The organism is Mesorhizobium sp. M0016 (assembly GCF_040324035.1).
Taxonomy (GTDB): domain Bacteria; phylum Pseudomonadota; class Alphaproteobacteria; order Rhizobiales; family Rhizobiaceae; genus Mesorhizobium.
This window is the reverse complement of record NZ_JAMYVM010000006.1, coordinates 249,127-273,187: the sequence shown is the minus strand read 5'-3', so window position 1 is coordinate 273,187 and position 24,061 is coordinate 249,127. Positions and strand designations below refer to the sequence as shown.

Sequence of the window (24,061 nt, the reverse complement as noted above, 5' to 3'; positions counted from 1 at the left end):
GGGAAAGCGCCGGCCCGTAGGCCGGCGCGCTGGCCGGAAACATCCGAATTTCGGATCGAAGGAGAGAAGAATGGCCCCATATTGGGTCGGCACGAGCTGGAAAATGAACAAGACGCTGGCGGAGGCGCTGCAGTTCGCCGAGGCATTGGCTGCCTTCGTGCCCGGCTTCGATCCGGCGATACAGCCTTTCGTCATTCCGCCCTTCACCGCGGTGCGGCAGGTCAAGGCGGCGCTCGCCAACACCCGCGTCAAGGTTGGCGCCCAGAACATGCATTGGGCCGACGCCGGTGCCTGGACGGGCGAGATTTCGCCGGTGATGCTGAGGGATTGCGGGCTCGACCTGATCGAACTCGGCCATAGCGAACGCCGCGAGCATTTTGGTGAGACGGACAGGACCGTAGGACTGAAAACGGCGGCGGCGGTCAGGCACGGCTTTGTGCCGCTGATCTGTGTCGGCGAGACGCTGGCCGAGCGCGAGGGCGGCCGCGCTGATGAAATCCTGACCGCGCAGGTTCTGGGCGCGCTGCAGGGTCTCACAAACAATGAGTTGTCGGCGGAAATTCTGTTTGCCTATGAACCGGTGTGGGCGATCGGCGAAAACGGCATCCCGGCCAGCGCCGACTATGCCGACAAGCAGCAGGCGCTGATCAAGCAGATCGCAGCAACCCGGTTGCCGACCGCCCCGCTTGTGCTCTACGGCGGCAGCGTCAATCCCGGCAACGCGGCCGAACTGATCGGCCAGCCGCATATCGATGGGCTGTTCATCGGCCGCTCGGCATGGCAAGCGGAAGGCTATATCGACATTCTCAAAAAGGCGTCGGCCGCCATCGCGCGCTGACCACGAAAACGAAGGAGTTAATTGCCATGAAGATCGCACTCGGAGCCGACAGCGCCGGCAAGCCGCTGCTCGATGTCATCGCCAAGCATCTCGCCACCAAGCCAGAACTGCAGGTCGTCGATCTCAGCCAGGCCGGATTCTACGCCGATATTGCCGCTGCGGTCGGCCACGAAATTGTCGACGGCAATTACGACCGCGCCATCCTGTTTTGCGGCACCGGCATCGGCGTCAGCATCTCGGCCAACAAGGTGCCCGGAATCCGTGCCGCGCTAACCCACGACACCTATTCGGCGGAACGCGCTGCGAAATCCAACAATGCCCAGATCATCACCATGGGTGCGCGCGTCATCGGCCCCGAACTGGCCAAATCGATCGCCGACGCCTGGCTGGCCTCGGAGTTCGATCCGAACGGTCCCTCTGCCGCCAATGTGCAGGCTGTCGACAGGCTCGACGCGAAGCGCTGAGGATTCGCTCCCGACCTAGCCGGTCAAGGCGATCCGCATCGCCTCGATGACGGTTACGGCGGACGCCGCGCCTGGATCCATATGGCCAAGCGAGCGTTCGCCGAGGCGGGAGGCCCGGCCCTTGGTGGCGATCATCGCCTTGGTCGCCTCCGCGCCGGCCTTTGCCGCCTCGGCTGCAGCCGCGAGGCTGCCGGCCAGCCCCTTGCCGGCGGCCAGTGCCTCGCCCGCAGCCCTCGCGGCCGGCGCCCACGCATCGATCATCGTCTTTTCGCCAGGCTCGGCCTTGCCGCGATCCTGAATGCCTCTGGCCATCGCTTGGAACATAGCGACCGCGTCGGCGTCGTCGAGCGTCGCCTTGCCCTTGACGGCGGCCGCGCCGCGCATGAATGCCGTGGCATAGAGCGGGCCCGAGGAGGCGCCGACGGCATTGAGGAACGACTTCGCCGCCGTGTTCAGCAAGATGGTCGGATCGGTGGTGCCGGTATCCAATGCGGCCACCGCATCGCGTGCCGCGGAAAATCCAAGCTCCATGGCAATGCCGTGGTCGGCATCGCCGATCACCCCGTCAAGCGCGCACAACCGATCCCGGTCGGCTGACATGGCGTCGGCGATGGCCGCGAACATCGCGGCAAGGCGGGTGGTGTCGATTGTCGTCATCTCTTGTTCCTTGCCGTTCACCAAGTTTACCCGGCGCGGAACATGGCGCAGTCGCAAGGGTGGTCGAGCATCGTTTGCAACTCGTCGTCGAGGTGGTGCAGCGTAATCGAAGCGCCGGCCATTTCGAGCGAGGTGCAGTAATTGCCGACCCAGCTTGCGTGAATGGATACACCGATATCGTCAAGCCTCTGCTTCACGCGCCGGTTCATGATGTAGAGTTCCATCAGCGGCGTCGAACCCAGCGAATTGACCAGCACGGCGACCTTCTCGCCGCGTGCCGGCGCCATCTCGGCGAGAATCCTGTCCAGCATTTCGTCAGTGATCTCGTCGGCCGTTTTGAGTTTTCCGCGTGCGATGCCGGGTTCGCCATGGATGCCCATGCCGATCTCCATCTCGTCGGGTCCGATTTCGAAATTCGGCCGGCGGGTTTGCGGCAACGAACAGGGCGCCAATGCGACGCCCATGGTAAAGGTGTGGTCGTTGGCTTTCCCGGCAATGCGTTGGCATTCATCGAAAGACAACATGCGGTCGCAAGCGGCGCCTGCCGCCTTGAAGATGAAGAAGTTCCCTGCGACACCGCGCCGCTTGTGCCTGTCGCCAACGGGCGCGGAAGCGACGTCGTCGGTGCTCAGCACCGTGCGCACCTCGATGTCGTCCATCGCGGCCATCTCGGCCGCCATGTCGAAATTCATGACGTCGCCGGCATAGTTGCCGTACATGAACAGCACACCGGCGCCGCCGCTCGCCGCCTTGGCGCATTCGAGGATCGGGTCGGGCGGCGGAGAGGCGAAGACATTGCCGATCGCCGCCGCGTCGGCCAGCCCCTTGCCGACGAAGCCGAGAAAACTCGGCTCGTGGCCCGAGCCGCCACCAATGACGAGGCCTACCTTGCCTTGGCGCGGTCCATCGCGGGCGATGATCGAGCGCGGGCTTCCGTCAACGGCTTTGAGATGGCGGGGATGCGCAGCCAGGATGCCTTCCAGCATCTCGTCGACGGCCCGATTGCCGTCATTGATGATCTTCTTGGTTTGCACCAACGTCCTCCCGATTTGGTATTTTCATAGGTGATACCGGGCGTTATCAGGCTGCCTTCGGGCGAGGGCAGGGGCGCGATGCCCACCAAACTGCCTCGATCGGCTTCGTAGCTGTTACCAGCCGTTCTGGCAGAAGCTAAGCGGACCGAAGTGCGCGGACAATGGCGCTGTAGTGTACAAGATCGCACCACGGCTTAGAAAAGGCGGTGGCTCCCCGGGCCGGATTCGAACCAGCGACCAACCGGTTAACAGCCGGTTGCTCTACCACTGAGCTACCGGGGAATAGAGGCTCTCATGTGAGTGGCGCAGCCTATAGCAAACCCTTTTCGGCTTTGCAAAGAAGCATTTCGCATTTTTTAGCGCATTTTCACCCAATGGTTTCTGGCAATCGCCGGATGACACCACATATGAGCCGTCTTGGGCGCCGTCGGACCTTGGTCGGCGGAACCTGAAAGGCGATTGCAGCCTTTAGCGCATATGGCTTTATCGAAGGCAACCGGATCGACTTTCGACATGACTGCAGCAGACGAAAACCAGGCACCGGCGCGGAAAATCTCGGTGTTCGGGCGCGAGTTCACCATGCCGCGCTCGCGCGGGCTGAGGATCGCCATCGGTATCATGCTGGTGTTTTTCGGCCTTCTCGGTTTCCTGCCGATTCTCGGCTTCTGGATGATTCCGCTCGGCCTTTTGGTGCTTTCCTACGAATTTGCCGCGGTGCGCCGCCTGCGGCGCCGGTTCGTCGTCTGGTGGGAACGGCGTCGCCGGCCAAATTGAAAGCGATGGCGCGCGGTCCCGGTTCAGTGGACGCTTCGCTTCCACCCCCCCGCAGACCTTCCCCTCGAATATCTCCTTGAGAACGGCAGCCCCTGGTGTCAGCCGCGCGTTTACGGTGAAAGCCAGTTTGCACCCGCTGCGTAAAGCTGCGGGTTCGAGTTTCGCCGGTCGCGCAGCCATGCTTGAGGAGCGGCCAATATGCCGGTGCGCCAAGCGCTGAAATCGCTCGGGAACCACGTTGCGGCGGCTGATGAGGAAAGCGCGCCGGAATGCCGCGCGGACGCTTGACGACCTTTCGCTGCCACCATATTGAGTTCGCTCGCCGGGAGCGATGAGGCCTCGTGGCGGAGTGGTTACGCAGAGGACTGCAAATCCTTGCACCCCGGTTCGATTCCGGGCGAGGCCTCCAATCGCTTCAACTCCCGCATGCCGGGGGCTTGAGTTCGAATGCGCCGCAGTGTCGGCGCGACAAGCGCATTCAGCGCATTGGCTTTTGACGGATTGGTTGGGACATGAGCGCTGATTTCTCCGAACTTCGCGTCAAGATGGTCGACGGCCAGGTCCGCACCACCGATGTGACCGACGCAGCATTGCTCGATGCCATGCTTGCCGTGCCGCGCGAGGCCTTTGTCGGGGCCGGCCAACAGGCTCTCGCCTATATCGACGAGGATATCCGCATCTCCGACGGCGCCGATGGCAGCGGTGCGCGCTACCTCATGGAGCCGTCGCCACTGGCCAAGCTTTTGCAGTTGGCCGAGATCGACGCCGGCGATTCGGTGCTCGATGTCGGCTGCGGCACCGGTTATTCCGCGGCGCTGCTGTCCAGGCTGGCCAAATCCGTCGTGGCGCTGGAAAGCGATACCACACTGGCGGAAGCAGCCAAAGCGGCGCTTTCGGCGCAGGGCTGCGATAACGTCACCGTGGTCACCGGCCCACTGCCGCAAGGTCATGCCGCCAAGGCGCCCTACAATGTGATTCTCATCGGCGGCAGCGTCGAGAAAGTGCCTGCGGCGCTGCTTGACCAGCTTGCCGAAGGCGGCCGGCTGGTGGCTGTGGAAGGGCAGGGCAATGCGGGCGTAGCCCGGCTCTTTTTCAATGCAGGGGGGGTTGTAACCGGAAGACGGGCATTTAATGCGGCAATTAAGCCACTACCCGGGTTTGAACGCATTCATGCCTTCGAGTTCTAAGTGATTTTGCCTTGCAGCAAAGACTCTGTCATGTTGGCTTGCGATTGAACAATCGTTGCTGATTGGTTAACCGGGGTTTCGGGAGGCTGTCAGCGGGGGAACGATACATCGACGCGGCGCTGGCCGATCCCTAGGGATGGGCTGGCGTGGCGTGGTTCCCGTGCAAAACGAATGAGGGATATAAAGTGCCGTCCTTAGCCAAGAGTTTGTTTGTTACTGTCCTCATTTCCGCGACAGCGCTTTCGCCGATAGCCGCCTCGGCGGAAACCATTCTCGGCGCGCTTTCCAAGGCCTACCAGAACAATTCCTCGCTGAATTCGGCCCGTGCCGGCGTGCGCGTCACCGATGAGGGCGTGGCGATCGCCAAGTCGGGCTATCGCCCGGTGATCACTGGTTCGGCTGATATCGATTACACCTCCAGGCACCTGAACGGCAGGAACGCGAGCCTGGCATTGACCACCGGCAGCTTCGGCGTTCGGATTGATCAGACGCTGTTCGACGGCTTCCAGACCAAGAACAGGGTCGCGTCGGCCGCTGCACAGGTGAGGGCCTCGGTCGAGGGCCTGCGCAACACCGAAGAGAACACGCTGTTCAACGCGGCGAGCGCCTATATGGACGTGATTCGCGACCGCCAGGTGGCGGTGCTGACCGAACAGAATCTGCAGTTCCTGACCGAGCAGGCGCGCGCGGCACGCTCGCGCTTCGAGGTCGGCGAGGGCACGCGCACCGATGTGGCGCAGGCCGACGCGTCGCGTTCGGCCGCGGTGGCGCAATTGAGTGCCGCCCGTGCGCAGGCTCTGGCCAGTGCGGCAACCTATCATCAGATCGTCGGTGACGAGCCGGGCAAGCTCAAGGCCGCGTCGCCGTTGGCGAAGCTGTTGCCGAGGAGTCTCGAGGCGGCGATCGGTATTGCATCGAACGAGCATCCGGCCATCCTGGCCGCCCTACATTCCGTCGATGCAGCGGGATTTGATGTAAAGACGCAGGAAGGTGCGTTGCTGCCGCAGTTGACTGCCAGTGCCGGCCTTTCCCATGCCTATCAAAATACTGTACCTGGCGCGGGGAATTCGGACGGCGACTCCAATGCCGCAACCGTCGGCGCGACGCTGACCGTTCCGATCTATTCGGGCGGCCGTACCTCCGCACTCGTTCGTCAGTCGAAGGAATCGCTCAGCCAGGCTCGCATCGAGGTGGATGTCAGCCGTGACTCGGTGCGCCAGGCCGTGACCTCGGCATGGACGCAATACATCGCAGCGCGGGAAAGCGTCGACGCTAATCGGCAGGTGATCGCGGCCGCACAGTTGGCGCTCAACGGCGTCATCGAGGAGCGCAATGTCGGACAGCGCACCACGCTCGACGTGTTGAACGCCCAGAACGCCGTCATCTCGGCAAAGATCGACCTCGCCAGCTCCGAGCGCGATGTGGTTGTAGCGAGCTACGCCATCCTTTCGGCAATGGGCCGCCTGTCGGCCGATCGCCTGGCGTTGAATGTGGTGAAGTACAAGCCTGAAGAGCACTACAGAGCCGTAAAGGACAAATGGATCGGGCTGCGTACGCCGGACGGTCGTTGAGCCCACCTGGGCGGCTCAAGTCCCGCCAGGGTTGAAGCATTTCACGCCGCGCTTCCCATGGATGCGCGGCGTTTGTCTTTTGTAGCCTAAATTGTTGAAATCCGGCGTCTTCCGAGATTGGGGATTCTCGGATGGCGATCCGTCGGCTACGCTGTCGCCATGATTCGTATCCGGCTTTGCCGGACAGGAATCCAGGAACGGGTCACTACAGCGCCACGCGTCCGATGGATGCGCAAAGGACGCTGTAGAATTTTGATTTGCGCCTGATCCTCTTCGAAAATCGAAGATCGATTTTCGGGATCATGCGCGGGGGCGGCGGATGTGACGATGGCGACGGCAAGCAGCGCACAGCGCGAACCTTCCATGGAAGAAATACTGGCTTCCATCAGGAGGATCATCGAAGACAGCGACACCGGCCGCAAGCTGCCGGGCGACGCCGATGAGTTGCGCCAGGACCTTGTGCCGGCCGCCGGGCCTGTTTCGGATGTTGAGGCCTTCCGCAGCGAATTGCACAGCTCGACCGAAAGCAAGAAGCCGGTGACGCTGGCCGAGGTGCAGGCCCAACTGGCCGAGCCGGTGGTTGCGCGGCTGGAGCCGCGCTCCGGCCCGTCGCCAGTGAAGCCTGCCATTGCGGCAAATGCCACGACCGCCGCGCCACCCGCGCATGCTCCGATGACATTGGCGGAAGTAAGCGCCAGGATAGCCAGTGAGCCAGCTCCCGCCGTCAGGGCAGAAGCTGCAGTGCGGGCAAAGGCGGAAACCACCGACTCGATCGTCACGGATTGGCGCCGCGAAATCGCGGCCGTTGGCAATCAGGCAAAACCGGCTGACACAGTACGGCGGCCCGAGATCAGGCAGCCGGAGATCAGGCAGCCAGAGACTGAAAATCGGCAGGCAGCAATCGCGGAGGTCGAGGCTTTCGAAGACGATCTCGCTGCCGAGCCGGCTTTCGAGCCTCGTCCTTCGCGCGGCGAGCACGCGCGCCCGGCCGACGCAACTCCGGTTCGGCCGGCGATCGTTTCGGAACATACGGGACGGCAGGTCGCAGCGGCCTTCGGCGAACTCTCCGACGCCTTCGCCAGCCGCAGCAAGAAGACCTTCGACGAGATGGCCGAGGAGATGCTGCGGCCGATGTTGCAGGACTGGCTGGACAACAACCTGCCGACGCTGGTCGAGCGCCTGGTACGCGAAGAAATCGAGCGCGTCGCGCGCGGCGCGCAATAGTCATCACCACAGCCCGTTCCGGATTAAAGCGCCGCCTTCGGGCTGCGCTTTCTCGCTGCAGGCCAGCGTCCGGCTGATGTCGCGAATGCGATCAGCTTCCCGTCGGGATCGCTGACGATGAAGGTGCAGGCATGGCCTTCCCGTTGAAATGACCAAGGCCCCGCCTATTTGCGTTGAAGGACTGAGGCAGCCCTCGCGGTTGACTTGGCCAAAACCTTCCGATTTACACCGGGTCAGCAAAACTCCCGACCGCGCGGACCACTTTCCCATGCTTGAAAAGACCTACGACGCCAAGACCGTCGAGCCCAAGATCGCCAAAATCTGGGAAGAGGCGGACGCATTTCGCGCCGGCGCAGGTGCCGAGGAGGGGGCGGAGGCCTTCACCATCGTCATCCCGCCGCCCAACGTCACCGGCTCGCTGCATATGGGCCACGCGCTCAACAACACGCTACAGGACATACTCGTGCGCTTCGAGCGCATGCGCGGCAAGAACGTGCTGTGGCAGCCGGGCATGGACCATGCCGGCATCGCCACCCAGATGGTGGTCGAGCGCCAGCTGATGGAGGAGCAGATCCATCGCCGCGATCTCACCCGCGAGCAGTTCATCGAGAAGGTCTGGGAGTGGAAGGCCGAGTCCGGCGGCGCCATCTTCAACCAGCTGAAGCGGCTCGGCGCCTCGGCCGACTGGTCGCGTGAACGTTTTACCATGGATGAAGGCCTGTCCAAGGCCGTGCTCGAAGTATTCGTCAGCCTCTACAAGGAAGGGCTGATCTACAAGGACAAGCGCCTTGTGAACTGGGACCCGAAGCTGTTGACGGCGATCTCCGACCTGGAGGTCGAGCCCCAGGAGATCAACGGCAATCTCTGGCACTTCCGCTATCCAATCGAAGGCGAGACTTTCGATCCGGAAAATTCGGCGACCTTCATTACCGTGGCGACGACACGGCCCGAGACGATGCTTGGCGATACGGCGGTCGCCGTGCACCCGGACGACGAGCGCTACCGGCATCTGGTCGGGAAAAATGTCGTGCTGCCGATCGTCGGCCGGAAAATCCCGGTTGTGGCTGACGAGTATTCCGACCCGGAAAAGGGTTCCGGCGCGGTCAAGATCACGCCGGCGCACGACTTCAACGATTTCGAGGTCGGCAAGCGCCACAAGCTGCCGGCGATCAACATCCTGACCATCGAGGCGGCAATAACGCTCAGGAATAATGAGGATTTTCTCGCCGGGCTCGACGTGACGCCGGAGCGTCAGGCCGTCTGGGACGAGCTCGACGGTCTCGACCGTTTCGTCGCGCGCAAGAAAATCGTCGAGCTGATGGAGACCGGCGGCTTCCTCGACAAGATCGAGCCGCACCGCCACGCCGTGCCGCATGGCGACCGCGGCGGCGTGCCGATCGAGCCGTTTCTGACCGAGCAGTGGTATGCAAACGCCGCCGAGCTCGCCAAGCCGGCGATCGCATCGGTGCGTGAAGGCCGTACCAACTTCGTGCCGAAGAACTGGGAAAAGACCTATTTCGACTGGATGGAGAACATCCAGCCCTGGTGTATTTCACGCCAGCTGTGGTGGGGTCATCAGATCCCGGCCTGGTACGGGCCGGACGGCCGCGTCTTCGTCGAGAAGACCGAGGAAGAGGCGCTGGGCGCCGCGATTGAATATTATCTGGCGCTGGAAGGCCCGTGGAAGGCCTGGGTCGAGGACAAGCTCGAGACCTTCAAGCCGGGCGAAATCCTGAGCCGCGACGAGGATGTGCTCGACACCTGGTTCTCGTCCGCACTGTGGCCGTTCTCGACACTGGGCTGGCCGGATCACACGCCGGAGCTGAAGACCTATTACCAGACCGACGTGCTGGTGACCGGTTTCGACATCATCTTCTTCTGGGTCGCCCGGATGATGATGATGGGCCTGCATTTCATGCACGAGGAGCCGTTCCACACCGTCTATGTGCATGCGCTGGTGCGCGACAAGAACGGGCAGAAGATGTCGAAGTCGAAAGGCAACGTCATCGATCCGCTCGACCTAATCGACGAGTTTGGCGCCGATGCACTGCGCTTCACGCTGACGGTGATGGCGGCGCAGGGGCGCGACGTGAAACTCGATCCGGCGCGCATCGCCGGCTACCGCAATTTCGGCACCAAGCTGTGGAACGCGACACGCTTTGCCGAGATGAACGAGGTCGCGCGCAACGATGATTTCTGGCTGAACGACGCCAGGCTGCCGGTCAACCGCTGGATCCTGACCGAGCTGACCAGGGCGTCGCACGCGATCACCGAGGGCATCACCTCTTACCGCTTCAACGAAGCGGCGGGCGCTGCCTACCGTTTCGTCTGGAACCTCTTCTGCGACTGGTATCTGGAACTCTTGAAGCCGGTGTTCATGGGATCCGACGAAGCGGCCAAGGCCGAAAGCCGCGCCTGCGTCGCTTTCGTGCTCGACGAGATCTACAAGCTGCTGCACCCGATGATGCCGTTCATGACCGAGGAATTGTGGGCGCAGACGGCAGGCGAGGGCAGGACGCGTGGTACGCTGCTTTGCCACGCCGCCTGGCCATCACCCGATTTCGAGGACGCAGACGCCGCCGCCGACATCAATTGGCTGGTCGATCTGGTCTCCGGCATCCGCTCGGTGCGCTCGGAAATGAACGTGCCGCCGGCGGCGATCGCGCCGCTGGTGGTGGTCGGCGCCAGCGCCGAGACCCACCAGAGGCTGGAACGCCATTCTTCCGCCATCCAGCGGCTGGCGCGGGCCGGCGACATCTCGCTGCAGGACGCCGCACCCAAGGGCTCGGCCCAGATCGTGCTCAACGAGGCGACGATCTGCCTGCCGCTCGGCAGCCTGATCGATCTCTCCGCCGAGGCGGCGCGGCTGCAGAAGGAACTGGCCAAGGTGACCGAGGAGATCGCGCGGTTGCACAAGAAGCTGTCCAACGAGAGATTCGTCGCCAGCGCGCCGGAAGAGATCGTCGCAGCCGAGCGCGAAAAACTCGCGGAATACCGTGATCAGCAGGAGAAGCTTTCGGTGGCGCTGACCAGGGTGCGCGACGCCGGTTGAGCGCCGGATTCGCGAGACGCTTGCAGCGCTTCGCGAAGGTTCTTTTGCTCGAAAAATAGGCGTTCCGTTGCGTTAATATTGACGTAAACGGAAAGTTTCGACCCCATTGTTGCCATAATGTAACAATGGGGCCGAATGCCGGCAAAATAGCCGGTTTTGGTGCCGTTTTGAGCGGTTTTTTCTGATTTGTTCCCCAGTCTGCCGCCCAAATGGTCATTTTCGAACCTACCGGCCAAGCCGCCACTGTGTTCGAAATGCGGTCCGCAAGAGTGTACATGTACGCTATGTGAATTCATTATTGCACCGTTAACCCGAATTGGTTCTAGCTTGATGCACTGTATTTCGGGGAGGACATCCATGAACAATTTGCGTTTGAAAACACTGCTGGGGGCGGGGTGTTTTTCGCTGGCTTTGATTGGTTCCGCGATGCATCCGGCGCGTGCCGGCGGTCTGGAGCGTGGTGGCTACGACATCGACCTGCTTTTCGACCCAGCGCCGTTTGCGACGGAAGCTGAAGCGACCTATGTCATGCCGGATCGCAAGTTCAAGAATGCGGCCGGTCCGAACGGCGCCAACCTAGGTCTTGGCACGACGGCCGACGGAGCCGAGGGTTACTGGATACCGCACATAGGAATGAAGGTTCAGGTTGTGCAGGGCGTCGACTGCATGTTCGACTATTCGCAGCCTTGGGGTGCGCATACAGCACCTGGTATATGGAACGGTGCGCTTTCCAACACGGAAACCGATATCAAGAGCAACAACTACGCCGGTACATGCTCATATAAATTTGATGCTGGTAAGGGCCAGCTTCGTTTTATCGGCGGGTTGTTTTACCAGGACATAGGGGGCTTCAAAGAAAGCTTGGTAAGCGTTTTCCCGGTATTGACAGGTCGTGTCGATCTGGAGGCTAACGGCTGGGGATGGCGCGCCGGCGTTGCCTACGAAATCCCCGACATCGCGTTGCGCGCGAGCCTCGTCTACAATTCGAAAGTCAAGCTCGACAATCTCTCAGGTGAACTCGATCTCACCAGTGTCGGCCAAGGCGTTATCCCGATCTACGGCTCAACGCAGTACATGCCTGATACCGTGGAGTTGAAATTGCAGTCGGGTATCGCTCCAGGATGGCTAGCCTTCGGTTCGATCAAGTGGGTGAACTGGAGTGTGCTGCAGAGCGTTCCGATCTGCCCGACGATTGCTCCATCGTCACTTTGCTACACCAATGGTCCGGGAGAGGTCACCTCGCTTGACCTGATGTATCGCGACGGCTGGACCGTTTCAGGTGGCGTCGGCCACAAGTTCAACGATCAGTGGAGCGGTGCGGCCCAGATTTCCTGGGATCGCGGCACCTCGCATGGCTATGGTTCGCAGTCCGATACCTGGACGCTGGGTGGCGGCGTCGCTTATACGCCACAGCCCAACATCGAGGTTCGGTTGGGCGGTGCAATCGGCGTGCTGACCAGCGGTCACTCCGGCATAATGATTGGCGAGAACGGCAAAGTCGTTGGTGCAGACGCAACCTACGACTTTGGCAACGATCTGATCACGGCCATTTCGGGCGGTGTTAAAATTAGGTTCTAAGCTTCTGAAAATACAGGTAAAAGGCCGGGCGTTGCCCGGCCTTTTACGTTTTTCGGACAGAGTTGGCCCTGCGCTGGCGGGCGCGCCAGCGTTGCAGATACGCCGCACTGGCGTCGCCTCTCGCGATTGTGACGTTTTGGCAACAGTTTCTGAACAACCCCCGCGCTACAACTCCGCCAGACCAAATTGCCTATTTCCCGCCATAAACCCGGCGCACCTCGAATTTGTCTCGGGACACGCGCCAGAAGGCTCGGCGATGGGGCAGGCCGCACCGCCCGCGGCAAGGAAGAGTATGGACGCCAGAGTCATTTCCAAGGCCAAGCTGCCGAGCCGCCATGTGACCGTCGGTCCGGCGCGTGCGCCGCACCGTTCGTATCTCTATGCCATGGGCCTGTCTGCCGCCGAGATCGCACAGCCGCTGGTCGGCGTCGCCTCCTGCTGGAACGAGGCGGCGCCTTGCAACATCTCGCTGATGCGCCAGGCGCAAGTGGTCAAGAAGGGCGTCGCCGCAGCCAACGGCACGCCGCGCGAATTCTGCACCATCACCGTCACCGACGGCATCGCCATGGGGCACCAGGGCATGAAGTCGTCGCTGGTGTCGCGCGATGTCATTGCCGATTCGGTCGAACTCACCATGCGGGGCCATTGCTACGATGCGCTGGTCGGCCTTGCCGGCTGCGACAAGTCGCTGCCCGGCATGATGATGGCCATGGTGCGGCTCAACGTGCCGTCGATCTTCATCTATGGCGGCTCGATCCTGCCGGGCTCCTATCGCGGCCGCCAGATCACTGTGCAGGACGTGTTCGAAGCAGTCGGCCAGCATTCGGTCGGCACGGTCAGCGATGCCGAACTGCTGGAGATCGAGCAGGCGGCGTGTCCGTCCGCCGGCTCCTGCGGGGCCCAGTTCACAGCCAACACCATGGCCACCGTCGCCGAGGCGATCGGCCTGGCGCTGCCGTACTCCTGCGGTGCGCCGGCGCCTTACGAGATGCGCGACCGCTTCAATTTCGCCTCCGGCGAAAAGATCATGGAGCTGATCGCCAAGAACATCCGGCCGCGCGACGTCGTCACGCTGAAGGCGCTGGAGAATGCGGCGACCGTGGTTTCGGCCACCGGCGGCTCGACCAATGCGGCTTTGCACCTGCCGGCGATCGCGCATGAGGCAGGCATCAAGTTCGACCTGTTCGACGTTGCCGCGATTTTCGAGAAGACGCCCTACATCGCCGACCTCAAGCCGGGCGGCAAATATGTCGCCAAGGACATGTTCGAGGCCGGCGGCATTCCGCTGTTGATGAAGACGCTGCTCGACCACGGCTATCTCCATGGCGACTGCATGACCGTGACTGGCCGTACTTTGGCCGAAAACATGGAGCATGTTGCCTGGAATGATAGCCAGGATGTGGTCCGTCCCGCCAACCGTCCAATCACCCAAACCGGCGGTGTCGTGGGCTTGAAGGGCAACCTTGCCCCCGAAGGCGCGATCGTGAAGGTCGCGGGCATGACGGAGCTGAAATTCTCAGGTCCGGCACGCTGTTTCGATTCGGAAGAGGAATGTTTCGAGGCGGTCACGCACCGCAACTACCGGGAAGGCGAGGTTCTCGTCATCCGTTACGAAGGTCCGCGCGGCGGCCCGGGCATGCGCGAGATGCTGTCGACGACTGCGGCGCTCTACGGCCAGGGCATGGGCGGCAAGGTCGCCCTCATCACCGACGGTCGTTTTTCGGGCGCGACGCGCGGTTTCTGCATCGGCCATGTCGGGCCCGAAGCTGCCGTTGGCGGCCCGATCGGGCTCTTGAAAGACGGCGATGTGATCTCGATCGATGCAACCAAAGGCACGATCGCGGTCGATTTGTCCGAGGCCGAACTGGCAACGCGGGCGAAGGCCTGGAAGGCGCGCACGACCGACTATCAGTCGGGCGCGATCTGGAAATACGCACAGACGGTAGGGCCTGCCCGCGACGGCGCGGTCACCCATCCGGGCGGTGCCAAAGAAACACATTGCTATGCGGATATCTGAGTTGTTGAGGTCGTCTGTCCTTCCGGCACTGGTCGCTGTTGCGATCTTTGGCGCCGTGGGCCAGGCCATGGCCTTCGACGACAAGGTGTTCGACGACAAGACCGGCGTGAAGCCGCAATCGAGCCCATGGGCCGTGTTCCAGTTCGGCTTCTCCGCCTACAAGAGCGGCCATAAGGAACAGGCGGTCGAGGCCTATAAATACGCCGCCGAGAACGGCCAGATCGGCGCCACCTGGAAGCTCGCGCGCATGTACGCCGAAGGCGACGGCGTGACGCGCGACGACTATGCGGCCTTCAAATTCTTCTCCGAGATCGTCGATCAGGATGTCGAGCCGGGATCGCCGGAGGAAAGCTATGTCTCCGACGCGCTGGTGGCGCTGGGCGACTATCTCCGGACAGGCATCCCCGGCAGCCCGGTCGAGGAAAACGAGGTCGCGGCGCAGGAATATTACATGCGCGCGGCCGCCAATTACCGCAACCCGAACGCTCAGTTCGAGATGGGCCAGATGTTTTTGAAGGGCGAGGGCGGCGTCAAGGCCAGCGTCAAGCAGGCCGGCCGCTGGTTCCAGCTCGCCGCCGAAAAAGGCCATGCCGGCGCCCAGGCGACGCTCGGCAATCTTCTGTTCCAGAGCGGCAAGATCGTGCGCGGGCTGGCCATGATGACCGCCGCGCTCGAACGCGCCTCGCCGAGCGACCAGCCGTGGATCCGCGGCATGCAGGAAGAGGCATTTGCCGCCGCCGGCGAAGCCGACCGTCGCACTGCCATTTCGCTTGCCGACGACATCCTGACCAAGGGCGGCGGCGACCAGTGAAATTGCCAATCTCCCCCCTTGAGGGGGAGATGCCCGGCAGGGCAGAGGGGGGCGCTGTCCCGCTGGCATTTCAGTTGACTAAAGTTTGCCCGGGTTGGACTGAGAGGGTGAGCTTGTTTGACCGAAAGGTCGCGTTTCTTCGCGCCCCCCTCTGGCTTGCCGGCCATCTCCCCCTCAAGGGGGGAGATTAGCTCACATCCATCAGTTCTCGGTGAGTTCCGCCGGCGCCGCTCTGTGTACCGGCATCGAGATCGGCGTGACGTGCAGATGCGGCTTCATCGTGCTGTCGGGGCAGCTGTCGCCGATCTTGGTCCATGAGGTGTTGTTGAGCACCAGGTCGCAGCGGGCCATATGGCTCTTGTCTGAAACCGTCAGGCAGGTGACCTGGCCGACCTGGTAGGACTTGCCATTGGCCAGGCACTGCTGGTCGGCAAGTGCCGCTGCAGGGGAGGCCATGGCAAATGCCAGGCCGATTGGACAAAGGAGGAATCGTAGTGCCATGGAACCCCAGCCGCCATGCTGATCTCTGACTGAATGGCGCGATTGTGGCGACATCAGGGTTTCGGCTGATATCAAGCCGGCAGCAGCGCCAGATCGATCGCCACCGGCACGTGGTCGGAAGGCTTTTCCCAGGCGCGCACATGCTTTTCGATCGAGGCCGAGGAAAAGCGGTTGGCCGCTTCGGGTGACAACAGCAGATGGTCGATGCGGATGCCGTTGTTCTTCTGCCAGGCGCCGGCCTGGTAATCCCAGAAGGTGTAGACGTCGGCGGCATCGGTGACGGCGCGCACCGCCTCGGTAAAGCCGAGATTCTTCAGTCGCCGGAAGGCCTGCCGGGTCTGCGGCTGGAACAGCGCATCGCCAAGCCAGTTCTCGGGGAAGCGCGCATCGACCGGCTCGGGGATGACATTGTAGTCGCCGGCCAGCACCAGCGCCTCCTCCAGAAGCAGCCGCTGCTCGGCCCAGCGATGCAGCCGCTCCATCCAGGCCAGCTTGTAAGGAAATTTCTTCTCGTCATCGATGGGATTGCCGTTGGGCAGATAGAGCGAGGCGACGCGCAGCGCGCCCTGGTCGGTCGAGAACACGCCCTCGATGAAGCGCGCCTGCTCGTCGGCGTCATCACCGGGCAGGCCTCTGATAGCCTCGTCGAACGGAAGTTTCGACAGTAGGGCGACGCCGTTAAAGCCCTTCTGGCCATGGGTTTCCACGTTGTAGCCAAGCGCCTCGATCTCGGCGCGCGGGAACTGCTCGTCGACCGACTTGATCTCCTGCAGGCAGACGATGTCGGGCTGGCTTTCGCTCAGCCAGTGGGTGAGGTTGCCGATGCGGGCGCGAATGCCGTTTATGTTCCAGGTAACGATTTTCATGGGCGGCCTCAGGGATGTTCGGGCGAAAGACGTTCGACAAGCCCGATCGTATTGCCTGCCGGGTCCTTTAGAAAGGCCATCCACTCGCTTTCCCCCGCCGTTCCGAACGTGCCTTCGGTGTCGTTGTGGACGAGCGCCGGCGGTGCGGTGAAGGGAACGCCGGACGCTTTCGCCTCGGCGTGGAAGGCTTCGAGCCCGGCTATATCGAGATAGACGGTGCCGGCCGGAACGCCATCGGTGAACAGCAACCTGATATCACCGGCCATGATGAAGGCGATGCCCGGCGGATCGTAGCGGGCGTGAACGTTGAGGCCGAGCACATCGCGCCAGAAGGCCAGCGTCACGTCGAGATCGCGCCCGGCCGACAGTGCGACCTGACGGACCGCGCCGACGCCGGACATCTGCCTAGATGGAGAAACTGGTGCCGCAGCCGCAGGAGGCGACTGCATTGGGGTTGCGGATCTGGAACGATTGGCCCATCAGATCGTCGACGAAGTCGATCACCGAGCCGCCCATATAGACCAGCGACAAATCGTCGATCAGCACGGTGGCGCCGTCCTTTTCGATGGCGACGTCGTCGTCGTTGCGCGTATTGACCAGGTCGAACTTGTAGGAAAAGCCGGAGCAGCCGCCGCCCTCTACGGAGACGCGCAGCGCCGTCTTGCCGGCCTCGCCAGAGACGATTTTCGCGATCCGCCTGGCGGCGGACTCGGTCATCTCGACTTTCATGGCAGTCTTGGCATCAGCGCCCATGGGCGTCACCTTGCTTTCAGTTTCACTTGATAGGTATGAAGCGGGAAGGGGCAAGTCAACTGCGGCGGCATCAGCCATGACAAATGAGCTTGGCGACATTGGGTTCGGCTATCGGCCGCGCGCGGCCTATGCCAGCGACCCAGCCAGGTCGCGCGGGCGGCTCTATGACGAGGTCGAGAGCCCGACTCGCACGCCATTCCAGCGCGACCGTGACCGTATCATTCATTCGACTGCCTTCCGCCGCCTGAAGCACAAGACGCAGGTGTTCGTCGCCCATGAAGGAGATCACTACCGCACCCGGCTGACGCATTCGATCGAGGTGGCGCAGATTGCGCGGGCTCTGGCGCGAGCGCTGCGCGGCGACGAGGATCTGGCCGAGGCGGTCGCCTTGGTGCACGATTTCGGTCACACGCCGTTCGGCCATACCGGCGAGGACGCGCTGAACGAGCGGATGGCCCAATGGGGCGGCTTCGACCACAATGCGCAGTCGCTGCGCGTGGTGACGCGGCTGGAGCGGCGCTATGCCGAGTTCGACGGGCTGAACCTGACCTGGGAAACGCTGGAAGGCCTGGTGAAGCACAATGGCCCGCTGACCGACGCCAAGGGAAAAGGGCTCAAAGGCCCGGTGCCGCAGGCGATCCGCGACTATTCCGAGTTGCACGACCTCGAACTCGACCATTTCGCCGGCATCGAGGCGCAATGTGCTGCGATCGCCGACGATATCGCCTACAACACCCATGACATCGACGACGGCCTGCGCTCCGGCTTCCTGACCTTGGACATGCTGGAAACGGTGGCGCTGCCGGGATCGATCCTGGCAAGCGTGCGCGCGCGCTATCCGGGCCTGGACGATGTGCGCACCGGCCATGAGCTGATGCGCCGGCAGATCACGATGATGGTCGAGGACGTCATTGTTTCCACCACCGCCAATCTGGAGCGCATCAAGCCTGACAGCGCCGAAGCGGTGCGGGCGGCGGGCGAGACGATGGTGACCTTTTCCGCAGACATGGCGGCGACCGAGAAGGATTTGAAGACCTTTCTTTACAAGCATCTCTACCGGCATGACGAGGTGATGCGCGTTCGCATTGAGGCCGAGCAGATCGTGCGCGACCTGTTCGATGTCTATTTCGCCGATCCGCGCGCCATGCCGGACGGCTGGCGGGAGGGGCTCGACCGGGCGGAGGACCGCATCAAGGCGCGCAGCGTCGCCGATTTCCTGGCGGGGATGACGGATACCTACGCCTTGAAGGAACACCGCCGTCTGTTTGACCATACGCCCGATTTAAGCTAGGGCGGGCGCGATTTGCCGGCCAATGAGCCGGTTCCCCTGCACAGTCTGCCAGAGCAAGACCCATGAACATCTTCGCCGATTTCAGCGCGCGAATCACAAAAGCCGTCGAAGCGCTTGATTTGAAAGACAGTAATGGCGTTTCGCCCGACCTGTCGCGCATCGCCGTCGAGCCGCCGCGCGACGCCAGCCATGGCGATCTCGCCACCAATGCGGCGATGGTACTGGCCAAGCCGACAGGGCACAACCCGCGGGCGCTGGCCGAGCGGCTGGTGGAAGTGCTGCGCAGCGACGCCGATGTTGCCGAAGCCGACGTCGCCGGTCCGGGCTTCGTCAATCTCCGGCTCAAGGACGCTTTCTGGCAGGCACATCTGACCGCGGTGCTCGGCGAGGGGCAAAACTACGGCCGCTCGACCATTGGTGGCGGCAAGAAGACTAATGTCGAATATGTCTCGGCCAATCCGACCGGGCCGATGCATGTCGGCCATTGCCGGGGCGCGGTTGTCGGCGACACGCTCGCCAATCTGATGGCCTTCGCCGGCTATGACGTCACCAAGGAATACATCATCAACGACGCCGGCGCGCAGATCGACGTGCTCGGGCGTTCGGCCTTCCTGCGCTACCGCGAAGCGCTGGGCGACGACATTGGCGAGATACCGGCCGGCCTCTATCCCGGCGATTACCTTGTGCCGGTCGGTCAGGCGCTGGCTGCCGAATTTGGCCGCAAGCTCTTGCAGATGCCCGACGATGAGTCGCTGGCAATCGTCAAGGACCGCACGATCGACGCCATGATGGTGATGATCCGCGAGGATCTGGCGTTGCTCAATGTGCATCACGACGTTTTCTTCTCCGAGCGCACGCTGCATGCCGACAATGCCAAAAAAATCCGCTCGGCGATCAACGATCTGACGCTGAAAGGCCATATCTACAAGGGCAAGCTACCGCCGCCCAAGGGCGAGAAGCCGGACGACTGGGAAGACCGCGAGCAGACGCTGTTTCGCTCGACGGCGGTCGGCGACGACATGGACCGGGCGCTGGTCAAGTCCGACGGCTCGTTCACCTATTTCGCCGCCGACGTCGCCTATCTCAAGGACAAGGTCGACCGCGGTTTCGTCGGCCTGATCTATGTGCTGGGCGCCGACCATGGCGGCTACGTCAAGCGGCTGGAAGCGCTGGCGCGGGCGATTGCAGGCGATGATCTGAAGCTGCAACTCACGGTGCTGCTGTGCAATCTGGTGAAGCTGTTTCGCGATGGCGAACCGATTCGGATGTCGAAGCGGTCGGGCGACTTCGTGACCTTGCGCGAAGCGGTGGAGGAGGTGGGCCGCGATGCGATCCGCTTCATGATGCTCTACCGCAAGAGCGATGCGCCGCTCGACTTCGATTTCGCCAAGGTCACCGAACAGTCCAAGGACAATCCCGTGTTCTACGTGCAGTACGCTTCGGCGCGCTGTCATTCGGTGTTCCGGCAGGCGAGCGAGCAACTGGGCGAGGCCAATTTCGACCGCAACAGCCTGGCCGCGGCCTCGGCGTCGCTCACCGATGAGGGCGAGATCGGCCTGATCCGGAAGCTGGCTGAATATCCCCGGCTGGTCGAATCTGCGGCCCTTGCGCTGGAGCCGCACCGGCTGGCATTCTACCTCTACGATCTGGCTTCCAGCTTCCATGGACACTGGAATCGGGGCACCGAGAATGCCGACTTACGTTTTGTTAAGGTTAACGACCGACAATTGACTCATGCCAGACTAGGGCTGGTGCAGGCTGTTTCGGATGTTTTGACCTCCGGCCTGACGCTGATTGGGGCTGATGCGCCCACTGAGATGCGTTAGGTTTAACTAAAACACCTGTCACCATTTGCCCACATTGCGCTGGTAAGGGCCAACCCTACGCGACGTCCATGGCGTCCGAATGAGTGCGAGTTCGGGAACAATAATGGCAGACAGAACCCAGCTGAGAGTAGCCGACAACAACGACATCGCCGAAGATGATCCGTTCGCTGAACTGACCAGGATCATGGGTTTCGATCCGCGCCAGCCGGTCAAGCCGCAGGCGCCAGCCGTCGAGACGGCTGCGGACGAGGGCGATTTCGACATCGACCTCGAGAAGGAGTTGATGGGCGAATTCGGCGATGAAGTCGGTTCCATGGAGGCCAGCCAGCCAGCTCCCGAGGTTCACCAGCCTGCCGCTGAGCCCTACGAACCTGCTGCCGAGATTCGCGAGCCGGCTTTCGAAACCACCGATGCCGCGATGGACGATGCGCTGGCTGCTTCGCTGGAATATGATTTCGTCTTCGACGATGCCGCCGATCTGGATTTCGGCGCTGCCCCGCAGGCTGCGGCTGCTCCCGTTGAACCCTCGTTTGCCGAACCTTCGTTTGCCGAGCCCGCATTCGACGAAGCTGCATTCGACGATGATTTCGACAATGCCGTGGCCAGCTCGCTGGAAAACGTATCGCCGCTCGAAGACGACCTGCCGATGGACGACGACCTTGCCGCTTCGCTCGAGCAGGGGTTGCTGCTCGATGACGATGCGACCGTCGCCCATGCCGCAGATGTCGCCCAGGTTGCTGCTGCGCCCGCCGACGATGTCGCGTTCGACGATGATTTCGACAATGCCGTCTCGATGTCGCTGGAAGACGAGCTGACGCTGGACGGTCCTGCGCCGGCGCAGGACCAGTATGCCGCGCCAGTAGCCGAGGCGCCGGTCGTCGGAGTCGCCGACCACACTGTTGCCGACGAGGATTTTGCGGGTCATTTCGATGACGCGATGGCCGATGTCGACATGGACTTTGCGGCCCAGGATTTTGCAGCCCAGGATTTTGCGGCCGAGCATTTCGAGCCGCAGGCTTTCGAGGCTCAGCCTGTTGAGGCCGAGGATCCGGAAGAGAGCGATCTGCAGGTCAGCGCGCCGGTTGAGATGGATGCGCCGGAAGTGGACGAGACGCCGGCCTGGACCGTGGAGGCCAGCCCCTCTCATGAGACTGCGCACGAAGCATTCGACGATTTCGATCTGAGCATCGATGATGCGCTTGCCGATCACGAGCCGGTAGCCGAGACCGCACCCGCTCCGGTTCAGCTAGCTCCGGTCGCACCAGCCTATGTGGCGCCTACCAATATGGCGACCCCGGCCGCTCCGGTCGCTGACGAACGGACGTTGGAAGATGAACTCAACGCGCTGCTTGGCGCCATGACCACACCACGCCCGGCGCCAGTCGCGCCGATTCCGCTCGTCACCGAGCCCACCAGGGCTGCCGCCATCGAGCCCACCAGGACTTATGAGTCGGTTGCCCCGGTGCAGCGGTCCGTCGCAACGCCGGTCGCTCCGGTCGATAATCTCGACTGGGACCTGGACGAACACGCGCCGGCTCCTCAGGAGGCCCAGGCGGACGATGCCGATTTCGACGATCTGCTTGCCGGCGAACTCGAGGGCCATGAGCCCGAGATCGAGTTCGATGATCATGCCTTCGATGCGGCGCTCGCCAAGGGCATCGATCTCGGTAAGGACACGGCAGCACCGGTCGCTGGCGATTGGCGCTCGACGCCGCCGGAGCCGGCGCGTTCGTGGAGCCGCGTGACTCCCACCCCGGCCCAGCCTTCCTTTGCAGCGCAGCCGCAACCTTCTTTTGCAGCGCAGCCGCAAGCTTCTTTTGCAGAAAAGCCGTCCATGCCGCCAGCGGCAGCGCCAAGCTATCGCGACCAGCCGGTTGCCGCTGCTGCCTATGTGGCGCCGACGCCGTCGCGCCAGGCGCCGCCTCAGGCCTATGACGAGATGCCGGATGTCGAGACGGTCGATGTGCCGGAGCGTGTCGTGGCGATTGCCGACGACCTCGACATTCCAGAACTCAGCTTCGAGCAAGACGAGCCCGCCGCCTATGACGACATCGACGCCGAATTCGCCGGCATGCTCAACGAGATGAACGCGGTGGAAGTGGCGCCGCCCACTGCCGCACGCAGTGCCGGCTATGATGACGATTCCTACAGTTCCGGCTTCGGTTCGGGCCACGAGCTCGACCAGCGCGCCTATGCGGCGCGGCCAGCCGAAGTGCTTGCAGCCACGCAAGCTCACCACGCCGATGCCGCCGGCGGCTTCGACATGGACGATCTGCCCGGCAGCCAGCCGGTTTCGCAGGCCGACGATTTCGCGGTCGACGAACTCGACTACGATCCGGATCTGGACGAGGCAATGGCGGTGCCGGGCCTCGCCGAGCAGGAAGCCGCACGGCCGCGCAGGAGCGGCCTGCTGGTCGCGGGCGTCGTTGCTGCGGTTGCGATTGCCGGCGGCCTTGGCGCCTTCGCCTTGTCGTTCGGCGGCAAGGGCGGCAGCGATGCGCCGGTCATTGTCAAAGCCGACAACAGGCCGATCAAGGTCAAGCCCGAAAATCCGGGCGGCGCCGTGGTGCCGAACCAGGACAACAAGGTTTATGATGCGGTCGCCAAGGGCACCAAGCCGGCCGAGCCGGTTCAGGAGAAGCTGGTCACCAACACCGAAGAGCCGGTCGATGTGAAGGCGCAGGAGCCTGAAAGCCGCGTCGTCGATCTGTCGCCCGACGATACTGCCCCAGGCCCGGACGCTGCCGGCAACCCCGAAGCTGCCGTCAACCCCGACGCTGCCGGCAACCCCGACGCGGCTGTCGCGCCGGCGCCAAAATCCGAGGACCGCATTGCGCAGGTGCTGCAGGAAGCCGAGAAGAACCCCGATACGGTCGCCGTTGCCCCGCGCAAGGTGCGGACCATGGTGGTCAAGCCCGACGGCTCGTTGGTGGCACGCGAGGACTCGACGCCGGCCGCGCCGCAGGTTGCGGCGACTGAGCCGCTTGACCCGGCGCCGCAGCACGTCGCCCCTTCGGCCGATGCCGAGCAGACCGGCACCGTGGCGCCTGCCGATCAGGCAAATAGCGACCAGGCAAGTGCCGAGACCGCCAAGCCGGTCAAGCCGGTAAAGCCGGCGGCTGCGCCGAAGGCTGAGACCCAGTCCGCCAACACGCCGCAGACGGTTGCCGTAGCGCCGCAGCGCCCGTCCGACCAGCCGGTCGACGTGGTCGGCGAGGTCAAGCCCGACCAGGTTGCCTCCATCCCGGCGACGGCTTCGACATCGGGCGGTTCGTGGTCGATGCAGATCGCTTCGCAGCCGACGGTCGAAAGCGCCCAGGCCAACTACGCCGACCTGCAGCGCCGCTATGGAAATGTGCTCGCCGGTCGCACCGCCAACATCGTCAAGGCGGAGATCGCCGGCAAGGGCACCTTCTACCGTGTCCGGGTGCCTGCGCAATCGCGCAACGATGCGATCAATCTGTGCACCAGCTACAAGGCTGCCGGCGGCAACTGCTTCGTGTCGCGGTAAGGCCGGATCCAATTATCAGAGCCGGTGCGTTCCCAAGGGTCGCGCCGGCTTTTTCATGTGGATGGGCGAGAGGTTGAGGCGCTTGCCGTCCGGGGAGATTCCCTTT

At 62.9% G+C, this 24,061-nt stretch carries 20 protein-coding genes and 2 tRNA genes; 14 read left to right on the top strand and 8 right to left on the bottom strand.

The features are described from left to right. Nucleotides 1-70 precede the first annotated feature (70 nt). A complete protein-coding gene (locus NKJ88_RS12170; protein WP_023688202.1) occupies nt 71-838 on the top strand; it encodes a triose-phosphate isomerase in 768 nt (255 codons plus the stop codon). 26 nt (nt 839-864) lie between these two features. After that, complete coding sequence (derI, locus tag NKJ88_RS12165) at nt 865-1,302, top strand: D-erythrulose-4-phosphate isomerase (protein WP_023688203.1); 438 nt, start codon at nt 865-867, stop codon at nt 1,300-1,302. A 15-nt stretch (nt 1,303-1,317) separates the two neighbouring features. Here the strand turns inward: derI and dhaL are convergent, their stop codons facing one another. The 3 genes from dhaL to NKJ88_RS12150 form a co-directional block, all read right to left on the bottom strand. Next, nucleotides 1,318-1,959, bottom strand: coding sequence for a dihydroxyacetone kinase subunit DhaL (gene dhaL / locus NKJ88_RS12160; protein ID WP_023688204.1), 642 nt, complete (start codon nt 1,957-1,959; stop codon nt 1,318-1,320). A 26-nt stretch (nt 1,960-1,985) separates the two neighbouring features. Continuing rightward, complete coding sequence (locus NKJ88_RS12155; RefSeq protein ID WP_023688205.1) at nt 1,986-2,993, bottom strand: dihydroxyacetone kinase subunit DhaK; 1,008 nt, start codon at nt 2,991-2,993, stop codon at nt 1,986-1,988. Between the two features lie 207 nt (nt 2,994-3,200). After that, nucleotides 3,201-3,275, bottom strand: a tRNA-Asn gene (locus NKJ88_RS12150). Between the two features lie 231 nt (nt 3,276-3,506). On the opposite strand from NKJ88_RS12150, the gene NKJ88_RS12145 reads away from it, so the two are divergent. The 6 genes from NKJ88_RS12145 to NKJ88_RS12120 all read left to right on the top strand — a co-directional run bounded on the left by NKJ88_RS12145 (nt 3,507) and on the right by NKJ88_RS12120 (nt 10,801). Next, a complete protein-coding gene (locus NKJ88_RS12145; protein WP_023667708.1) occupies nt 3,507-3,767 on the top strand; it encodes a PGPGW domain-containing protein in 261 nt (86 codons plus the stop codon). Between the two features lie 335 nt (nt 3,768-4,102). Further along, a tRNA-Cys gene (locus NKJ88_RS12140) sits at nt 4,103-4,176 on the top strand. Between the two features lie 103 nt (nt 4,177-4,279). Next, nucleotides 4,280-4,954, top strand: coding sequence for a protein-L-isoaspartate O-methyltransferase family protein (locus tag NKJ88_RS12135; RefSeq protein ID WP_023667707.1), 675 nt, complete (start codon nt 4,280-4,282; stop codon nt 4,952-4,954). A gap of 185 nt (nt 4,955-5,139) precedes the next feature. Next, nucleotides 5,140-6,525, top strand: coding sequence for a TolC family outer membrane protein (locus tag NKJ88_RS12130; protein WP_023667706.1), 1,386 nt, complete (start codon nt 5,140-5,142; stop codon nt 6,523-6,525). A gap of 327 nt (nt 6,526-6,852) precedes the next feature. Then, entirely contained in the window at nt 6,853-7,749 is an 897-nt protein-coding gene (locus NKJ88_RS12125; protein ID WP_352444128.1) for a PopZ family protein, read from the top strand. Between the two features lie 268 nt (nt 7,750-8,017). After that, entirely contained in the window at nt 8,018-10,801 is a 2,784-nt protein-coding gene (locus NKJ88_RS12120) for a valine--tRNA ligase (RefSeq protein ID WP_352444127.1), read from the top strand. Here the strand turns inward: NKJ88_RS12120 and NKJ88_RS12115 are convergent. After that, a complete protein-coding gene (locus tag NKJ88_RS12115) occupies nt 10,750-11,010 on the bottom strand; it encodes a hypothetical protein (protein ID WP_156937187.1) in 261 nt (86 codons plus the stop codon). The genes NKJ88_RS12120 and NKJ88_RS12115 overlap by 52 nt on opposite strands. A 148-nt stretch (nt 11,011-11,158) precedes the next feature. Here NKJ88_RS12115 and NKJ88_RS12110 point away from each other — a divergent pair, with 148 nt between their 5' ends. The 3 genes from NKJ88_RS12110 (at nt 11,159) to NKJ88_RS12100 (ending at nt 15,207) form a co-directional block, all read left to right on the top strand. Then, on the top strand, nt 11,159-12,379 hold the full coding sequence (locus tag NKJ88_RS12110) for an OmpP1/FadL family transporter (protein ID WP_352444126.1): 1,221 nt from the start codon (nt 11,159-11,161) through the stop codon (nt 12,377-12,379). A 292-nt stretch (nt 12,380-12,671) separates the two neighbouring features. Next, nucleotides 12,672-14,396: a dihydroxy-acid dehydratase gene (gene ilvD, locus NKJ88_RS12105; protein ID WP_023697625.1), complete on the top strand. Its 1,725-nt coding sequence runs from the start codon at nt 12,672-12,674 to the stop codon at nt 14,394-14,396. Further along, nucleotides 14,383-15,207, top strand: coding sequence for a tetratricopeptide repeat protein (locus NKJ88_RS12100; protein WP_023667701.1), 825 nt, complete (start codon nt 14,383-14,385; stop codon nt 15,205-15,207). The genes ilvD and NKJ88_RS12100 overlap by 14 nt, the downstream gene beginning before the upstream one ends. 201 nt (nt 15,208-15,408) lie before the next feature. Here the strand turns inward: NKJ88_RS12100 and NKJ88_RS12095 are convergent, their stop codons facing one another. The 4 genes from NKJ88_RS12095 to erpA all read right to left on the bottom strand — a co-directional run bounded on the left by NKJ88_RS12095 (nt 15,409) and on the right by erpA (nt 17,327). Continuing rightward, nucleotides 15,409-15,663 (bottom strand): hypothetical protein, encoded by a 255-nt coding sequence (locus NKJ88_RS12095; RefSeq protein WP_245260192.1) that lies wholly within the window; start codon nt 15,661-15,663, stop codon nt 15,409-15,411. Between the two features lie 116 nt (nt 15,664-15,779). Further along, nucleotides 15,780-16,574 carry an exodeoxyribonuclease III gene (gene xth, locus NKJ88_RS12090; RefSeq protein WP_352444125.1) on the bottom strand — a complete coding sequence of 265 codons (795 nt, stop codon included), beginning with the start codon at nt 16,572-16,574 and terminating at the stop codon, nt 15,780-15,782. 8 nt (nt 16,575-16,582) lie between these two features. Continuing rightward, a complete protein-coding gene (locus NKJ88_RS12085) occupies nt 16,583-16,975 on the bottom strand; it encodes a VOC family protein (protein WP_023691101.1) in 393 nt (130 codons plus the stop codon). Nucleotides 16,976-16,979: 4 nt separating this feature from the next. After that, nucleotides 16,980-17,327, bottom strand: a complete 348-nt coding sequence (gene erpA, locus NKJ88_RS12080) for an iron-sulfur cluster insertion protein ErpA (protein ID WP_031199080.1) — start codon at nt 17,325-17,327, stop codon at nt 16,980-16,982. A 76-nt stretch (nt 17,328-17,403) separates the two neighbouring features. Between erpA and NKJ88_RS12075 the strand changes: the two genes are divergently transcribed. The 3 genes from NKJ88_RS12075 (at nt 17,404) to NKJ88_RS12065 (ending at nt 23,955) form a co-directional block, all read left to right on the top strand. Continuing rightward, nucleotides 17,404-18,618, top strand: coding sequence for a deoxyguanosinetriphosphate triphosphohydrolase (locus NKJ88_RS12075; RefSeq protein ID WP_023729964.1), 1,215 nt, complete (start codon nt 17,404-17,406; stop codon nt 18,616-18,618). A 62-nt stretch (nt 18,619-18,680) separates the two neighbouring features. Beyond that, nucleotides 18,681-20,444 (top strand): arginine--tRNA ligase, encoded by a 1,764-nt coding sequence (argS, locus tag NKJ88_RS12070; RefSeq protein ID WP_023667694.1) that lies wholly within the window; start codon nt 18,681-18,683, stop codon nt 20,442-20,444. Between the two features lie 103 nt (nt 20,445-20,547). Next, a complete protein-coding gene (locus NKJ88_RS12065) occupies nt 20,548-23,955 on the top strand; it encodes an SPOR domain-containing protein (RefSeq protein ID WP_023815401.1) in 3,408 nt (1,135 codons plus the stop codon). The last annotated feature ends 106 nt before the right edge of the window (nt 23,956-24,061 follow it).

Coding starts and splice junctions, on each gene's coding strand:
- argS (WP_023667694.1), top strand. CDS start 18,681: ATGAACATCTTCGCCGATTTCAGCGCGCGAATCACAAAAGCCGTCGAA.
- dhaL (WP_023688204.1), bottom strand. CDS start 1,959: ATGACGACAATCGACACCACCCGCCTTGCCGCGATGTTCGCGGCCATC.
- NKJ88_RS12085 (WP_023691101.1), bottom strand. CDS start 16,975: ATGTCCGGCGTCGGCGCGGTCCGTCAGGTCGCACTGTCGGCCGGGCGC.
- ilvD (WP_023697625.1), top strand. CDS start 12,672: ATGGACGCCAGAGTCATTTCCAAGGCCAAGCTGCCGAGCCGCCATGTG.
- NKJ88_RS12075 (WP_023729964.1), top strand. CDS start 17,404: ATGACAAATGAGCTTGGCGACATTGGGTTCGGCTATCGGCCGCGCGCG.
- NKJ88_RS12145 (WP_023667708.1), top strand. CDS start 3,507: ATGACTGCAGCAGACGAAAACCAGGCACCGGCGCGGAAAATCTCGGTG.
- NKJ88_RS12110 (WP_352444126.1), top strand. CDS start 11,159: ATGAACAATTTGCGTTTGAAAACACTGCTGGGGGCGGGGTGTTTTTCG.
- xth (WP_352444125.1), bottom strand. CDS start 16,574: ATGAAAATCGTTACCTGGAACATAAACGGCATTCGCGCCCGCATCGGC.
- NKJ88_RS12100 (WP_023667701.1), top strand. CDS start 14,383: ATGCGGATATCTGAGTTGTTGAGGTCGTCTGTCCTTCCGGCACTGGTC.
- erpA (WP_031199080.1), bottom strand. CDS start 17,327: ATGGGCGCTGATGCCAAGACTGCCATGAAAGTCGAGATGACCGAGTCC.
- NKJ88_RS12135 (WP_023667707.1), top strand. CDS start 4,280: ATGAGCGCTGATTTCTCCGAACTTCGCGTCAAGATGGTCGACGGCCAG.
- NKJ88_RS12095 (WP_245260192.1), bottom strand. CDS start 15,663: ATGGCCTCCCCTGCAGCGGCACTTGCCGACCAGCAGTGCCTGGCCAAT.
- derI (WP_023688203.1), top strand. CDS start 865: ATGAAGATCGCACTCGGAGCCGACAGCGCCGGCAAGCCGCTGCTCGAT.
- NKJ88_RS12065 (WP_023815401.1), top strand. CDS start 20,548: ATGGCAGACAGAACCCAGCTGAGAGTAGCCGACAACAACGACATCGCC.
- NKJ88_RS12120 (WP_352444127.1), top strand. CDS start 8,018: ATGCTTGAAAAGACCTACGACGCCAAGACCGTCGAGCCCAAGATCGCC.
- NKJ88_RS12170 (WP_023688202.1), top strand. CDS start 71: ATGGCCCCATATTGGGTCGGCACGAGCTGGAAAATGAACAAGACGCTG.
- NKJ88_RS12125 (WP_352444128.1), top strand. CDS start 6,853: ATGGCGACGGCAAGCAGCGCACAGCGCGAACCTTCCATGGAAGAAATA.